Raw genomic sequence first — 15,269 nt, 5'->3', positions numbered from 1 at the left:
ATGAGCGTCGATCTCGTACTGGGCCCGCGGCCGGACGAATCCGGTCCGCCGATCGGCGGGCGCGACGCCTATCCAGCCGAGGTCACCGAGCGGCTGGCTACCGATGCGGCGAGCATCATCGGCCGATACCCGCAGCCGCGCTCGGCGCTCCTGCCCCTGCTGCATCTGGTGCAGTCCGAGGATGGATACCTCACCAAGGCAGGAATCGCGTTCTGTGCCAGTCAATTAGGGCTCACCGATGCCGAGGTGAGCGCGGTGGCCACCTTCTACTCGATGTACCGGCGCACCCCGACCGGTGACTACCTGGTCGGGGTGTGCACCAACACGCTGTGCGCGATCATGGGCGGCGACGCCATCCTCGAGGCGCTGGAAACCGAGCTGGCGATCCATCCGGGGCAGACCACGTCCGACGGCCGCATCACCTTGGAACACATCGAATGCAACGCCGCCTGCGACTACGCCCCGGTGGTGATGGTCAACTGGGAGTTCTTCGACCACCAAACGCCATCTAGTGCAAGGGATCTTGTTCAGGCGCTGCGGGACGGCCAGACCGTCACGCCCACCCGGGGTGCCGCGCTGTGCCCATTCCGGCAGACCGCACGCACGCTGGCCGGCGTCGGCCCCGATGTCACCGACACCAGCCTGCCCGGTGACGCCACGCTTGCCGGTCTGCGGGTCGCCCAGGCGTTGAGTGAGGACGGAGAGGGCTGATGCTGACGCCGGTACTGAGCCGCTTCTGGGATGAACCCGAGCCGTGGACGCTGGAGACTTATTTGCGGCACGACGGCTACCGCGCGTTGCGCACCGCCCTGGAGATGAAGCCCGACGACGTGATCGCCACGATCAAGGAGTCCGGTCTGCGCGGCCGCGGCGGTGCGGGCTTTCCCACCGGCACCAAGTGGTCTTTCATTCCCCAGGATGCCACCGGCGCCGGGGCCAAACCGAAATATCTGGTGATCAACGCCGACGAGTCCGAACCCGGCACCTGCAAGGACATTCCGCTGCTGTTCACCACCCCGCACTTTCTGGTGGAGGGGGCCATCATCGCGGCGTACGCAATCCGCGCCCGGCACGCCTTCATCTATGTGCGCGGTGAGGTGGTGCCGGTCTTGCGCCGCCTGCAGAACGCTGTGGCCGAGGCCTACCGGGCGGGCTATCTGGGCACCGACATCCTGGGCTCGGGCGTCGACCTGGACCTGATCGTGCACGCCGGCGCAGGGGCCTACATCTGCGGTGAGGAAACCGCATTGCTGGACTCCCTGGAGGGCCGGCGCGGTCAGCCCCGGCTTCGTCCGCCGTTTCCCGCCGTGGCAGGTCTGTATGCCAGCCCCACCGTCGTCAACAATGTCGAGTCGATCGCCAGCGTGCCGCCGATCCTGCACAACGGGGTGGACTGGTTCAAGTCGATGGGCACCGAGAAGTCGCCGGGCTTCACGCTGTATTCACTGTCCGGGCATGTCACCCGGCCCGGCCAGTACGAGGCCGCGCTGGGCATCACACTGCGCGAACTACTCGACTACGCCGGGGGTGTCCGCGCCGGTCACGAACTGAAGTTCTGGACCCCGGGCGGGTCGTCGACGCCGTTGCTCACCGCCGAACACCTCGACGTGCCCCTCGATTACGAGGGCATGGCCTCGGTGGGGTCGATGCTGGGCACCAAGGCACTGCAGATCTTCGACGAGACCACCTGCGTGGTGCGGGCGGTCCGGCGCTGGACCCAGTTCTACGCCCACGAATCCTGCGGCAAGTGCACCCCGTGCCGGGAAGGCACGTACTGGCTGGCCCAGATCTACGAACGGCTGGAGACCGGCCGCGGCACCGAGGAGGACATCGACAAGTTGCTCGACATCTCCGACACCATCTTCGGAAAGTCGTTCTGCGCGTTGGGCGATGGCGCCGCTTCGCCGATCATGTCGTCGATCAGGTACTTCCGCGACGAGTACGAGGCACACCTGGAGGGCAGCTGCCCGTTCGACCCGTATGCCTCGATGCTGGCCGCACCGGAAGGGGTGGGAGCATGACGTGCGCGTGCATTGAGTGTGCGCTGAGGGCGCGATTTCGGCCTATCTCCCACCCTGGACGCACACTCAACGGGAGGCGGCGATGACGCAGGCCCCGGAAACCCAGGTGCCGGCAACTCCGCCGGTCGAGATGGTGAGCCTGGTGATCGACGACGTCGAGGTGTCGGTTCCCAAGGGCACCTTGGTGATTCGGGCGGCCGAGCTGCTCGGCGTGCAGATCCCGCGGTTCTGCGACCATCCCCTGCTCGATCCGGTCGGTGCCTGCCGGCAGTGCCTGGTCGAGGTCGAGGGCCAGCGCAAGCCGATGGCCTCGTGCACCACCACTGTCAGCGACGGCATGGTGGTGCGCACCCAGTTCACCTCGGCGGCAGCCGACAAGGCCCAGCACGGGGTGATGGAACTGCTGCTGATCAACCACCCGCTGGACTGCCCGGTCTGCGACAAGGGCGGGGAATGCCCGCTGCAGAACCAGGCCATGTCCAATGGCCGGTCCGAGACCCGCTTCACCGATATCAAACGAACCTTTCCCAAACCGATCAACCTGTCCAGCCAGGTACTGCTGGACCGGGAGCGCTGTGTGCTGTGCGCACGCTGCACCCGGTTCGCCAACCAGATCGCCGGCGATCCGTTCATCGAGCTGCTCGAGCGCGGAGCGCTGCAGCAGGTCGGCATCGCCCCCGGTGAGGCGTTCGACTCGTACTTCAGCGGCAATACCGTCCAGATCTGCCCGGTGGGCGCGCTGACCGGAACCGCCTATCGATTCCGGGCCCGCCCGTTCGACCTGGTGTCGAGCCCGAGTGTCTGTGAGCACTGCGCGTCGGGCTGTTCGCAGCGCACCGACCATCGCCGCGGCGTGGTGCTGCGCCGGCTGGCCGGTGACGACCCCGAGGTCAACGAGGAATGGAACTGCGACAAGGGCCGCTGGGCCTTCACCTACACCGGGGTCGGCGACCGGATCGCCACTCCCCTGGTGCGCGACGACGACGGTAGCCTTCGCCCAGCGTCGTGGTCGGAGGCCATCGCCACCGCTGTGGCCGGACTGACCGCCGGACGCACCGGGGTTCTGGTCGGCGGCCGGGCCACCACCGAGGACGCCTACGCCTACGCCAAGTTCGCTCGAATGGTCCTGCGCACCAACGATATCGACATGCGCAGCCGTCCTCACTCCGCGGAAGAGGCCCAGTTCCTGGCTGCGCATGTAGCGGGCAGGCGCACGGTGAGCTACGCCGACCTGGAAGCGGCACCGGTGGTGCTGCTGGTGGGGCTGGAGCCCGAGGAGGAGTCGCCGATCGTGTTCCTGCGGCTGCGCAAGGCAGTCCGCAAGCGGGGACTTCAGGTGGTGACGATCGCGCCGCTGGCCTCCCGTGGCTCGGTGAAGCTTGCTGCGCGCGTCATCCCGACCGCGCCGGGTACTGAGGCCCAGGCCCTCGACAGCCTGGATGACGCCCTGCTCACCCAGCCCGGGGCCATCATGCTGGTCGGCGAACGGCTGGCCACCAGCCCGGGTGCGCTGTCGGCCGCGGCACGGGTGGCCCAGCGCAGCGGCGCCCGGCTGGCCTGGGTGCCGCGGCGCGCCGGGGAACGCGGCGGGCTGGACGCCGGCTGCCTGCCCAACCTGCTCCCCGGCGGCCGGCCCGTAGCGGACTCCGCAGCTCGCGAACAGCTCACGGCCGCTTGGCATATCGACGCCATCGCCGCCGAAGCCGGACGGGACACCGACGCCATCCTCACCGCCGCCGCCGACGGTCACCTCGATGCGCTGCTGATCGGCGGCGTCGAACCGGCCGACATGTCCGACCCGCACGCCGCACTCGCCGCCATCGAGGCAGCAGGCTTCGTGGTGAGCCTGGAACAGCGGGAATCTGCGGTCACCGCGCTGGCCGATGTGGTGTTCCCGGTCGCGCCGGTCGCGGAGAAGGCGGGTTCGTTCACCAACTGGGAAGGCCGGATCCGACCGTTCGACCCAGCGCTCGCCTCCAACGCGTTCTCCGATCTGCGGGTTCTGCAGACCATGGCCGACGAACTCGGCGCCGACCTCGGCTTCCGCACCGCCGATCAGGCCCGCGCCGAGCTGCTCGGCCTCGGCGTCTGGGACGGTGAGCGGGCCGCCGTCCCGCAGGTGCCACCCACGCCCGCGCCGACCCTGGACAGCGGCGAAGCGGTGCTGGCCGGTTGGCGGATGTTGTTGGACGACGGTCGTTTACAAGACGGTGAGCCGTATCTGGCGGGGACGGCACGGCCGCCGGTGGTGCGGTTGTCGGCGGCCACCGCGGCGGGTATCGGTGCTGGCGAGGGCGAACCGGTCAGCGTGTCCAGCGGGCGCGGCGCGATCACCCTGCCGCTGGCGATCACCGAGATGCCGGACGGGGTGGTGTGGCTGCCGCTGCGCTCCCCCGGCAGCGCGGTGCACGAACAGCTGGCGGTGACCACCGGCGCGGTGGTCCAGATCGAGCGGGAGGCACAGTGAGGTATCCCGATCCGGCGGTCTTCGGCCACGATCCGTGGTGGCTGATCCTGGGCAAGGCGTTGGCGATCTTCGTGTTCCTGTTGCTGACGGTCCTGGTGGCCATCCTGGCCGAACGCAAGATCCTGGGCCGCATGCAGCTGCGCTACGGCCCCAACCGAGTGGGCCCCTTCGGCCTGTTGCAGTCGCTGGCCGACGGCATCAAACTGGCCCTCAAGGAGGGGCTTACCCCAGCCGGCGTGGACAAGCCGATCTATCTTCTGGCACCGATCATTTCGGTCATCCCCGCCATCACGGCGTTCGCGGTGATCCCGATGGGTCCGGTGGTGTCGGTGTTCGGCCACCGCACCCCGCTGCAGCTGACCGACCTGCCGGTGGCGGTGCTCTACATCCTGGCCGTCACCTCGATCGGGGTGTACGGCATCGTGCTGGCAGGCTGGGCGTCGGGCTCGACCTATCCGCTGCTGGGCGGGCTGCGGTCCAGTGCCCAGGTGGTGTCCTACGAGATCGCGATGGCGCTGTCATTCGCCGCGGTGTTCGTCTATTCGGGCACCATGTCGACCTCCGGGATCGTCGCTGCCCAGGAGAAGACCTGGTACGTCTTCCTGCTGCTGCCGTCATTCGCGGTGTATGTCACCGCGATGGTCGGCGAGACCAACCGGGCGCCGTTCGATCTCCCCGAAGCCGAGGGTGAGCTGGTCGGCGGGTTCCATACCGAGTACAGCTCGTTGAAATTCGCGATGTTCATGCTCGCCGAGTACGTCAACATGACCACCGTCTCGGCGCTGGCGACCACCCTGTTCCTGGGCGGCTGGCATGCGCCGTGGCCGCTGAGCCTGATCGGTGGCGCCAACACCGGGTGGTGGCCGCTGTTGTGGTTCGTGGCCAAGGTGTGGACGTTCCTGTTCGTGTTCATGTGGTTGCGCGCCACGCTGCCGCGGATGCGCTACGACCAGTTCATGGCGCTGGGCTGGAAGCTGCTCATTCCGGTGTCCCTGGTCTGGATCATGATCGTCGCAGTTCTGCACTCGGCCAACATCACCGGCGTCATCCCCGGCCTGATCGCCGCCGCTGGTCTGCTGCTGGCCCTGCTGGCGGTCAATGCGCTGCGCCGCAGGCTCATTCACCACCACGCTCCTGCCCCGCCACCGCCGACTGCTACCGGCGCATTCCCGATCCCGCCACTGCCCGGGCAGCCGGCGCCCAACGCCACGACCGCGAGGGAGACCGCAGATGCCTAAATTCGTGGATGCCGTCAAGGGCTTCGGCGTAACGCTGGGGTCGATGTTCAAACGACCCATCACCGAGGGGTACCCGGAGAAGCCCGGACCGGTGGCGCCGCGCTATCACGGCCGCCATCAGCTCAACCGCTACCCCGACGGGTTGGAGAAATGCATCGGCTGCGAGCTGTGCGCGTGGGCGTGCCCAGCCGATGCGATCTACGTCGAGGGCGCCAGTAATACCGAGACACAGCGGTATTCACCCGGGGAGCGCTACGGCCGGGTGTATCAGATCAACTATCTGCGCTGTATCGGCTGCGGGCTGTGCATCGAAGCGTGTCCCACCCGGGCGTTGACCATGACCAACATCTACGAGCTGGCCGACGACAACCGCGGTGACCTCATCTACGGCAAGGACAAGCTCCTGGCGCCGTTGCAGCCGGGCATGCAGGCACCACCGCACGCGATGGCGCCGGGCACTACCGACGACGACTACTACCTGGGCCGCGTGACCCCGAGCCAGGAGGTGCCCCGATGATCACGCTGCTGGCCGCTGAGACCCTGAACCGCACCTCGACACCCGAGGCGGTGGCGTTCTGGATCCTGGGCACTATCGCGGTCGCCGGCGCGATCGGAGTGGTCGCCGCCCCCAAGTCCGTGTACTCCGCGATCTTCCTGGCCTCGACGATGATCGCGCTGGCCATGCTCTATGTGGCCCAGGACGCGCTTTTCCTCGGGGTGGTCCAGGTGGTGGTCTACACCGGGGCGGTGATGATGCTGTTCCTGTTCGTGCTGATGCTCATCGGCGTGGATTCCTCGGAGTCCCTGGTGGAAACGCTTCGCGGACAACGGGTTGCGGCCATCGTCGCCGGATCGGGTTTCGGGATCCTGCTGATCGCCGGTATCGGCAACGTGGCCACAACCGGCTTCACGGGGCTGGCCGAAGCCAACCAGGGCGGCAACGTCGAGGGCCTGGCCACCCTGATCTTCACCCGCGACCTGTGGGCCTTCGAGCTGACCAGCGCCCTGCTGATCACCGCGGCCCTCGGCGCGATGGTGCTGGCCCACCGGGAACGGTTCGAGCGACGCAAGTCCCAGCGCGAGTTGGTGATCGAACGGTTCCGCACCGGCCAGCGCGCCACCCCGCTGCCCGCGCCCGGCGTCTTCGCCCGCCACAACGCCGTCGACACCTTCGCGCGGCTGCCTGACGGCTCCGACGAGACCACCTCGGTGTCCACGATCGTCCAGCGGCAGAAGGTGTCGGTGCCCGACGGCAGGAACGGTGCGAAGTGAACCCGGCCAACTACCTGTATCTGTCGGTGTTGCTGTTCACCATCGGCGCATCCGGAGTGTTGTTGCGGCGCAACGCCATCGTCATGTTCATGTGTGTGGAGCTGATGCTGAACGCCTGCAATCTGACGTTCGTCACGTTCTCCCGGATGCACGGCCACCTCGACGGCCAGGTCGTCGCCTTCTTCACCATGGTGGTGGCGGCCTGCGAAGTGGTGGTCGGTCTGGCCATCATCATGACCATCTTCCGCACCCGACGCAGCGCCAACGTCGACGACGCCCACCTGCTACGGCATTAGCATGCAGACGCTTCTGTGGTTGACCATCGCGCTGCCCCTGGCCGGGGCGGTGGTGCTGCTGCTGGGCGGCAGGGCCACCAACAGGTGGGGGCATCTGCTGGGCTGTGCCACCGTGATCGGCGCCTTCGCCTGCGGCGCAGTGCTGTTCACTCACCTGCTCGGCCTGCCCGCCGAGGAACGCGGCGTGCACGAAGTGCTGTTCTCGTGGGTTCCGGTCGGGGTGCTCAAGGTGGACTTCGGCCTGCAGCTGGACGCGTTGTCGGTGTGCTTCGTGCTGCTGATCACCGGGGTCGGTGCACTGATCCACATCTACTCGGTCGGCTACATGGCCCACGACCCGGGCCGCAGACGCTTCTTCGCCTACCTCAACCTGTTCGTGGCCGCCATGCTGCTGCTGGTCCTCGCCGACAACTACCTCGGCCTCTACATGGGTTGGGAGGGCGTCGGTGTGGCGTCCTACCTGTTGATCGGCTTCTGGTCGCACAAACCCAGCGCGGCCACCGCCGCCAAGAAGGCGTTCGTGGTCAACCGGGTCGGTGACATGGGCCTGGCGATCGCGCTGATGGTGTTGTTCGCCTCGGTCGGGTCGGTCACCTTCAGCACCGTGTTCGCCGCCGTGCCCAGCATGACCAACGGCGCCCTGACCGCCGTCGGCCTGTTACTCCTGCTGGGTGCCTGCGGCAAGAGCGCCCAGGTGCCGCTGCAGTCCTGGCTCGGTGACGCCATGGAGGGCCCCACTCCGGTCTCCGCACTCATCCACGCCGCCACCATGGTCACCGCCGGGGTGTACCTGATCGTGCGCTCCGGGCCGGTCTTCAACGCCGCGCCGGCCGCGCAGACCGCCGTCGTCCTCGTCGGCGCGGTGACCCTGCTGTTCGGCGCGATCATCGGCTGCGCGAAGGACGACATCAAGAAGGCGCTGGCCGCCTCGACCATGTCCCAGATCGGCTACATGGTGCTGGCCGCCGGCCTCGGCCCGGCCGGCTACGCGGTGGCCATCATGCATCTGCTCACCCACGGCTTCTTCAAGGCCGGCCTGTTCCTCGGCGCCGGATCGGTGATGCACGCGATGGACGACGAGACCGACATGCGCCGTTACGGCGGGCTGCGTCCGCTGCTGCCGATCACCTTCGCCACCTTCGGGCTCGGCTATCTGGCCATCATCGGTGTGCCGCCGTTCGCCGGCTTCTTCTCCAAGGACGCCATCATCGAAACCGCCTTCAACTCCGGCGGGGTCAGGGGCTTCGCGCTCGGCGGCGCTGCACTGCTGGGCGCCGGGATCACCGCGTTCTACATGACGCGGGTGATGCTGCTGACGTTCTTCGGCACCCCCCGCTGGAAGCCCAACACCCACCCGCACGAATCCCCGGCGGTGATGACCTGGCCGATGATCGTGCTCGCGGTCGGCTCGGTGGGCGCCGGGGCCTTCCTGGCCATCGGCCACACCCTGCAGGACTGGCTGGAGCCCGTCGTCGGCAGCCACGAGGCCGGACACACCATCCCGGTCTGGATGATGACCGTCACCGCACTGGGCGTCGTCGCCATCGGTGTGGCCGTCGCCTACCGCCAGTACGCCATGCACAACGTTTCCGAGACACCACCGCAGGACGTCTCGGCACTGACCGTCGCCGCGCGCCGCGACCTCTACGGTGACGCGCTCAACGAGGCCACCGTCATGCGCGGCGGTCAGGGACTCACCAGAGCCCTGCTCGTGGTCGACGACAAGGCCGTCGACGGCGCCGCCAACGGACTGGCCGCACTGGTCGGCCGAGTGTCCGGCGGATTGCGCACCGTCCAGACCGGATTCGCCCGATCGTACGCACTGTCCATGTTGGCCGGCGCGGCGCTGGTGATCGCGGTGGTCTTGATCCGGACGTGGGGGTGAGACGATGACGACCATCCCGTGGCTCACGCTGCTGTGGGCGATACCCGTGCTCGGCGCGGCGGTGATCATCGTGCTTCCCGCGTCACTGCGCCAGTTCGCCAAGTACGCCGGACTGGTCGTGGCGTTGGCGGTGCTGGCCCTAGCTCTGGTGCTGGCGGTGCGCTTCCAGCCCGGCGGCGCGCAATTCCAATTCGTCGAGAACCACCCGTGGATCCCGTCGTTCGGCACCGGGTACATCCTCGGAGTGGACGGTATCGCACTGGTTTTGGTGGTCCTGACCGCCGTGCTGGTGCCGCTGCTGCTGATCGCGGGATGGAACGACGCCGACGACCGGCCGGGATTGTCCGGCCGCGGGACGCACAGCTATATCGCCCTGACGCTAGCCGTCGAGGGCATGGTGTTGATGTCGCTGGTCGCGCTGGACATCCTGCTGTTCTACGTGTTCTTCGAGGCCATGCTCATCCCGATGTACTTCCTCATCGGTGGCTTCGGTGCCGAGAACCGATCCAAAGCGGCAGTGAAGTTCCTGCTGTACAACCTCTTTGGCGGCCTCGTCATGCTGGCCGCGGTGATCGGGCTGTACGTGGTGACATCGGCCAGCAAGGCCTTTGACGCCGGCACCTTCGACTTCCGGGAGATCGCCGACGCCGTAGCCACCGGAAAGTTCGTACTGCAACCCGGCGTGGCCAACGCACTGTTCCTGGGATTCATGTTCGCCTTCGCGGTCAAGGCCCCACTATGGCCCTTCCACCGCTGGCTGCCCGACGCGGCGGTGCAGGCCACCCCGGCGTCGGCGGTGCTGATGATGGCGGTGATGGACAAGGTCGGGACCTTCGGCATGTTGCGCTATTGCCTGCCGTTGTTCCCCGACGCATCAACGTATTTCCGGCCGGTGATCGTGGGCTTGGCGGTGATCGGCATCATCTACGGCGCCGTCCTGGCCATCGGTCAGACCGATGTGATGCGCCTGATCGCCTACACCTCGATCAGCCACTTCGGCTTCATCATCCTGGGCATCTTCGTGATGACCAGCCAGGGCCAGGCCGGCTCCACGCTGTACATGGTCAACCACGGCATCTCCACGGCGGCACTGTTCCTGATCGCCGGGTTCCTGGTCAGCCGGCGCGGCAGCCGCCTCATCGCCGACTACGGCGGCGTGCAGAAGGTGGCCCCGGTGTTGGCGGGCACCTTCCTGGTGTCCGGGCTGGCCACCCTCTCGCTACCCGGGCTGGCGCCGTTCATCAGTGAATTCCTGGTTCTGATCGGCACATTCACCCGCTATCCGATATTCGCGGTGTGTGCGACCATCGCCCTGGTGCTCTCGGCGCTCTACGTGCTGTGGATGTACCAGCGCATGATGACCGGTCCGGTCACCGACGGCAACGAGCACGTCCGCGATCTGGGCCGCCGGGAACTTCTGGTGGTGGCACCGCTGATCGCGCTGCTGATCGGTCTTGGTGTGTACCCGAAAATCGCTCTGGACGTGATCAATCCGGCGGTGACCGCCACGCTGACATCGATCCACCAGCCGGACCCGGCTCCCACCGTCGCGGAAGGAGCACGGCCATGACCGCGCCCAGCGTCGAATACAGCCAGCTGGCACCGATGTTGATCGTGTTCAGTGTGGCAGTGGCCGGTGTGCTCGTGGAGGCGTTCCTGCCCCGTAAAGCCCGCTACCCCAGTCAGGTGGCGCTGAGCCTGACCGGTCTGGTGGTGGCATTGCTGGCGGTACTCCGGCTGGCCCGTGACCTCGGCGACGGCGTGGGGCAGTCGGTGGTCGCCGGAGCCGTCGACATCGACCGGCCCACCCTGTTCCTGCAGGGCACCATCCTGTTGATCGGGGTGCTCAGTGTGCTGCTGATCGCCGAACGGCGCGCTCCCGCCGAATCACCTGATGGCGCAGTGGCATTGGATGCGTTCACCCCGGATGCCTCGACGGTGCCCGGCAGCGTGGCCGAGAAGGTGGCGACCAAGGCGGCGCTGATCCAGACCGAGGTCTTCCCCCTGACGATGTTCGCCGTCGGCGGGATGATGCTGTTTCCGGCGGCCGGCGATTTCTTGACGATGTTCGTCGCGCTGGAGGTGTTCTCGCTGCCGCTGTACCTGATGTGCGGTCTGGCGCGGCGGCGTCGGCTGCTGTCGCAGGAGGCGGCGCTGAAGTACTTTCTGCTCGGCGCATTTTCGTCGGCGTTCTTCCTGTTCGGCATCGCGATGCTCTACGGCTATGCCGGGACGATGAGTCTGACCGGTATCCAGCAGGCCATCGCCAACCGGGCCGGCGACACCACGCTGGCCATGGTCGGCACCGCACTGGTCACCGTCGGTCTGCTGTTCAAGGTCGGCGCAGTGCCCTTCCACTCGTGGGTACCAGACGTGTATCAGGGTGCCCCCACTCCGATCACCGGGTTCATGGCGGCGGCCACCAAGGTCGCCGCGTTCGGGGCGATGCTGCGGGTGTTCTACGTGGCCCTGCCTGCCCTGCAGCATGGCTGGCGGCCGGTACTGTGGGTGGTCGCGATCCTGACGATGGTGGTCGGCACCGTCACGGCGGTCACCCAGACCGACGTCAAGCGCATGCTGGCCTACTCGGCAGTGGCACACGCGGGGTTCATCATGACCGGTGTGATCGCGGGCAACCGCCCGGGCCTCTCGGCGACGCTGTTCTATCTGTTCGCCTACGCGTTCTCCACCCTGGGCGCCTTCGCCGTCGTCAGCGTGGTGCGCGACACCGACGGCGCCGAAGAGACCTCGATGGCCCGCTGGGCCGGCCTGGGCAGGCGTTATCCCCTTGTCGGCGTGGTCTTTTCACTGTTCCTGCTCGCCTTCGCGGGCATCCCGCTGACCAGCGGCTTCGTCAGCAAGTTCGCGGTGTTCAAGGCGGCCGCTCAGGGCGGGGCCATCCCCCTGGTGGTGGTCGGCGTGGTGGCCTCGGCCATCGCGGCGTACTTCTATGTGCGGGTGATCGTGCTGATGTTCTTCACCGACCCGCCCCCGGACGCACCGGAGGTCATCACCCCCAGCGCACTGAGCGTTGCCACGATCACGCTGACGGCCGCCATCACCTTCGCGCTCGGTGCTCTCCCCCAGCCGCTGCTGGATCTGGCGAACGGCGCCGCTAGATTCTTGTCCTGATGACTCTCTTGAGGAACGACCACGGCGCGGTCCGGGTCCTGACGATGAACCGGCCCGAGGCCCGCAATGCCTTGAGCACCGACTTGTTCGAAGGGCTGTATGCCGCTTTGGGCGAGGCCGAGGCCGACGACTCGGTGCGGGCGGTGGTCCTCACCGGCGCCGACCCGGCGTTCTGCGCCGGAGTGGATCTCAAGCAGGCCCAGCAGCTCGGCATGGAGTATTTCGCTCGCTTCGACGCGATGAATTGCATGACCCGCATTGTCGACATCGCGACCCCGGTGGTCGGGGCGATCAACGGGGCAACGTTCACCGGCGGCCTGGAGATTGCCCTGGCGTGTGATTTCCTGATCGCCTCAGAGCGCGCGATCTTTGCCGACACCCACACCCGGGTGGGCATCCTGCCCGGTAGCGGCATGACGGCGCGGCTGCCCCTGACGGTCGGGTGGGCGATGGCCCGACGGCTGTCGATGACGGGTGAGGTGGTCGACGCGGCGCGGGCGGAGAAGATCGGTCTGGTCACCGAAGTGGTTGCCCACGAGCATCTTCTGGATCGCGCGCTCGAGCTGGCCGGTCAGATCGCCGACGTGCCCGGGCCGGTGATGGCGGGCATGAAGGAGATCTACCGCACCGGCACGGCCGCGGTCACCGATGCTGCGCTGGCCGCTGAGCGCGCAGTGGGGGCGACCACCCACGTCAGCACCGACGAGTTGGCGGCGCGCCAGCGTGCGGTGGCCGAGCGCAACAAGCGCCAGATCGACCGCTGATACCGACGTAATCGGCCCACTGCTCGGGCGTTCACGCGCGGGCAGAACGTGTCGGTGGGTGCTGCCATGATGGCGTCATGTCCTCGTCGACGGTGGTGACCACACCCAAGGAGCGCCTCGAGGTGCTCTTCGAGGAGTTGGCGGAGTTGGCCGGTCAGCGCAATGCGATCGACGGACGCATCGTGGATATCGTCGCGGAGTTGGATCGCGACGGGTTGTGCGGCATGACGGGTGCACGCTCGGTAGCGGCGGTGGTGGCCTGGAAACTGGGCACCACATCGACCAACGCCAACACCTTCACTACCGTGGCGGGCCGGCTCGATGTTTTTCCCCGCTGCGTCCAGGGGCTGCGGGAGGGGCAGTTGTCACTGGATCAGGTCGGCGTGATCGCCGCCCGCGCCGCCGAGGGCTCCGACGAGCATTACGCCCAGCTGGCCTCGGTCGCCAGCGTCAGCCAGCTACGCACCGCCGTCGCACTCGAACCGCGGACCAAACCGCGGCCGGACCCACAGCCCTCATTCACCCGGGGCTCTGATGACCAGTTCGCCTGGTGGCGCATCACACTGCCGCACGCCAAGGCGGCCACGGTCGACGCCGCGATCGCCGCCCACCGCGAGGCGCTGATCACCGAGTGGAGGACCACCTGCGATCCCGGCTGCGAGAGCGCCCCGCCGATGCCCGGTGACCTCGAGGCGTTCCTGCGCCTGATCGCCGACAGCTGGGACGCCGAGGCCACCCGCCGCCCCCACGGCCAGCACACCACCGTGATCGTGCACCTCGACATCGACAAGCGCGCCGCCGAACTGCACCTGGGTCCGCTAATGCCCGAGGCCGAACGCCAGTACCTGACCTGTGATGCCACCTGCGAGGCGTGGTTCGAACGCGACGGCCGGCCCATCGGGGCCGGGCGGGCCACCCGTACCGTCAACCGCCGGCTGCGCCGCGCCCTGGAACACCGCGACCGGACCTGCGCCGTGCCCGGTTGTGCGGCCACCCGCGGCCTGCACGCCCACCACATCGTGCACTGGGAACACGGCGGCCCCACCGACCTGACCAACCTGGTGCTGCTGTGTCCGTTTCACCACCGCGCCCACCACCGAGGGCTGATCACCATCACCGGACCCGCCGACCAGCTCGTCGTCACCGACAGCAACGGCGATGTCCTGACTGACCAACCACTGGCACGTCCACCCAGCCACCCACCACCCGAGGTGCGGCCCTACCCCGGACCCACCGGTGAACGCGCCCAATGGAAGTGGTATCAACCCTACGAACCGCAACCCCCGCCAAGCACCAACTAGCCGATTGCGCTCTCGATGTTGGTGAACGGGCTGAAGCTGCCGTCGAGCACGTCGAGGTGACCGATGGTGCGCCCGGTGACGACATTGGGATCAACCAGCGTGAGTTCGACTGCAGCGCGGGCGAACTCGTCGTCCGGCGAGGTGCTGTCGAATTCGGAGCGGTAGTACGAGAGCCCGGGCGTGGGGATCGGCCGCGACGGCGCCAATGCGTTGACCGCGATATTGCGTCGCTGCAGATCGTAAGCCGCACACCAGGTCAGGTGCTCCAGCGCTGCCTTGGAGCCGCCGTAGCCCGGCAGCACACCACCTGCGAAATTCTGGTACGGACCGTCACCGGGCACCCGGGAAGCCACCGAGGTGACATTGATGATGGAACCGTATCCGGCGTCGAACATATCCGGGCACACCAGCTGGATGAGCTCGTAGGAGGCGAACACCCCGATCTCGAAGTGCCGCCGGTAGGCGCCAAGCGGAATCGACAGGAACCCCGGCCAGTCGGCGTTGCCCGCGCGTGGGGCACCCGCCGGCTTGGGTGTCTTGGGCGCGGCATCGGCTTTCGGTGGGCGGCCGGGGGCGGTGAACGCAGCATTGTTGATCAGGATGGTGATCGGCCCCAGGGCGGCGCGCGCTTCGTCGACCAGCCGCGGAATATCCTCCCGTTCAAGGAGATCCGCCTGAATAGGCACGGCCGTTCCGCCCGCGGCTTCGATGGCGGCGACTGTCTCACCGATGGTGCCGGGCAGACGCTCGTCCCACTGCTGGGTGCTGCGGGCGACGACCGCGACCGCAGCGCCCTCGGCCGCCAGTGCCAGAGCCGTAGCTCGGCCCAGCCCGCGGCTGGCTCCCGTGACAATCGCTGCGCGTCCCGCCAACCGTCCTGTCATCGCTTCGTC

At 67.7% G+C, this 15,269-nt stretch carries 13 protein-coding genes; 12 read left to right on the top strand and 1 reads right to left on the bottom strand.

Annotation, left to right across the window (positions count from 1 at the left end; genetic code table 11):
- The 12 genes from nuoE (at position 1) to G6N35_RS00130 (ending at position 14,376) form a co-directional block, all read left to right on the top strand.
- Entirely contained in the window at positions 1-711 is a 711-nt protein-coding gene (nuoE, locus tag G6N35_RS00185) for an NADH-quinone oxidoreductase subunit NuoE (protein ID WP_163802269.1), read from the top strand.
- Positions 711-2,021: an NADH-quinone oxidoreductase subunit NuoF gene (nuoF, locus tag G6N35_RS00180; protein ID WP_163802268.1), complete on the top strand. Its 1,311-nt coding sequence runs from the start codon at positions 711-713 to the stop codon at positions 2,019-2,021. Before nuoE ends, nuoF begins: the two co-directional genes overlap by 1 nt.
- An 82-nt stretch (positions 2,022-2,103) precedes the next feature.
- Complete coding sequence (locus tag G6N35_RS00175; protein ID WP_163802267.1) at positions 2,104-4,488, top strand: NADH-quinone oxidoreductase subunit G; 2,385 nt, start codon at positions 2,104-2,106, stop codon at positions 4,486-4,488.
- Positions 4,485-5,726 (top strand): NADH-quinone oxidoreductase subunit NuoH, encoded by a 1,242-nt coding sequence (gene nuoH, locus G6N35_RS00170; RefSeq protein ID WP_163802266.1) that lies wholly within the window; start codon positions 4,485-4,487, stop codon positions 5,724-5,726. The genes G6N35_RS00175 and nuoH overlap by 4 nt, the downstream gene beginning before the upstream one ends.
- Entirely contained in the window at positions 5,719-6,243 is a 525-nt protein-coding gene (nuoI, locus tag G6N35_RS00165) for an NADH-quinone oxidoreductase subunit NuoI (RefSeq protein WP_163802265.1), read from the top strand. Before nuoH ends, nuoI begins: the two co-directional genes overlap by 8 nt.
- Complete coding sequence (locus G6N35_RS00160; protein ID WP_163802264.1) at positions 6,240-6,998, top strand: NADH-quinone oxidoreductase subunit J; 759 nt, start codon at positions 6,240-6,242, stop codon at positions 6,996-6,998. The genes nuoI and G6N35_RS00160 overlap by 4 nt, the downstream gene beginning before the upstream one ends.
- Positions 6,995-7,294 (top strand): NADH-quinone oxidoreductase subunit NuoK, encoded by a 300-nt coding sequence (gene nuoK / locus G6N35_RS00155; RefSeq protein WP_163802263.1) that lies wholly within the window; start codon positions 6,995-6,997, stop codon positions 7,292-7,294. Before G6N35_RS00160 ends, nuoK begins: the two co-directional genes overlap by 4 nt.
- A gap of 1 nt (position 7,295) precedes the next feature.
- Positions 7,296-9,179, top strand: a complete 1,884-nt coding sequence (gene nuoL / locus G6N35_RS00150; RefSeq protein ID WP_163802262.1) for an NADH-quinone oxidoreductase subunit L — start codon at positions 7,296-7,298, stop codon at positions 9,177-9,179.
- Between the two features lie 4 nt (positions 9,180-9,183).
- Complete coding sequence (locus G6N35_RS00145) at positions 9,184-10,749, top strand: NADH-quinone oxidoreductase subunit M (protein ID WP_163802261.1); 1,566 nt, start codon at positions 9,184-9,186, stop codon at positions 10,747-10,749.
- Positions 10,746-12,311, top strand: coding sequence for an NADH-quinone oxidoreductase subunit NuoN (gene nuoN / locus G6N35_RS00140; RefSeq protein WP_163802260.1), 1,566 nt, complete (start codon positions 10,746-10,748; stop codon positions 12,309-12,311). The genes G6N35_RS00145 and nuoN overlap by 4 nt, the downstream gene beginning before the upstream one ends.
- Complete coding sequence (locus G6N35_RS00135; protein WP_163802259.1) at positions 12,311-13,075, top strand: enoyl-CoA hydratase; 765 nt, start codon at positions 12,311-12,313, stop codon at positions 13,073-13,075. Before nuoN ends, G6N35_RS00135 begins: the two co-directional genes overlap by 1 nt.
- 77 nt (positions 13,076-13,152) lie before the next feature.
- On the top strand, positions 13,153-14,376 hold the full coding sequence (locus G6N35_RS00130) for an HNH endonuclease signature motif containing protein (RefSeq protein ID WP_163802258.1): 1,224 nt from the start codon (positions 13,153-13,155) through the stop codon (positions 14,374-14,376).
- Here G6N35_RS00130 and G6N35_RS00125 read toward each other — a convergent pair.
- Positions 14,373-15,260 (bottom strand): SDR family NAD(P)-dependent oxidoreductase, encoded by an 888-nt coding sequence (locus G6N35_RS00125; RefSeq protein WP_163802257.1) that lies wholly within the window; start codon positions 15,258-15,260, stop codon positions 14,373-14,375. The two genes, G6N35_RS00130 and G6N35_RS00125, sit on opposite strands and share 4 nt — an antisense overlap.
- Between the last annotated feature and the right edge of the window lie 9 nt (positions 15,261-15,269).

The sequence above is a fragment of the Mycolicibacterium anyangense genome (assembly GCF_010731855.1).
In the GTDB taxonomy this organism is placed as follows: Bacteria; Actinomycetota; Actinomycetes; order Mycobacteriales; family Mycobacteriaceae; genus Mycobacterium; species Mycobacterium anyangense.
The sequence above is the reverse complement of the archived record's forward strand: the minus strand, read 5'-3'. Positions and strand labels throughout refer to the sequence as shown.

Excerpts from the sequence above, each read along its gene's own strand:
- G6N35_RS00175 (WP_163802267.1), top strand. The coding sequence starts at position 2,104 with ATGACGCAGGCCCCGGAAACCCAGGTGCCGGCAACTCCGCCGGTCGAG.
- nuoF (WP_163802268.1), top strand. The coding sequence starts at position 711 with ATGCTGACGCCGGTACTGAGCCGCTTCTGGGATGAACCCGAGCCGTGG.
- G6N35_RS00130 (WP_163802258.1), top strand. The coding sequence starts at position 13,153 with ATGTCCTCGTCGACGGTGGTGACCACACCCAAGGAGCGCCTCGAGGTG.
- G6N35_RS00125 (WP_163802257.1), bottom strand. The coding sequence starts at position 15,260 with ATGACAGGACGGTTGGCGGGACGCGCAGCGATTGTCACGGGAGCCAGC.
- nuoL (WP_163802262.1), top strand. The coding sequence starts at position 7,296 with ATGCAGACGCTTCTGTGGTTGACCATCGCGCTGCCCCTGGCCGGGGCG.
- nuoI (WP_163802265.1), top strand. The coding sequence starts at position 5,719 with ATGCCTAAATTCGTGGATGCCGTCAAGGGCTTCGGCGTAACGCTGGGG.
- nuoE (WP_163802269.1), top strand. The coding sequence starts at position 1 with ATGAGCGTCGATCTCGTACTGGGCCCGCGGCCGGACGAATCCGGTCCG.
- G6N35_RS00160 (WP_163802264.1), top strand. The coding sequence starts at position 6,240 with ATGATCACGCTGCTGGCCGCTGAGACCCTGAACCGCACCTCGACACCC.
- nuoN (WP_163802260.1), top strand. The coding sequence starts at position 10,746 with ATGACCGCGCCCAGCGTCGAATACAGCCAGCTGGCACCGATGTTGATC.
- G6N35_RS00145 (WP_163802261.1), top strand. The coding sequence starts at position 9,184 with ATGACGACCATCCCGTGGCTCACGCTGCTGTGGGCGATACCCGTGCTC.
- G6N35_RS00135 (WP_163802259.1), top strand. The coding sequence starts at position 12,311 with ATGACTCTCTTGAGGAACGACCACGGCGCGGTCCGGGTCCTGACGATG.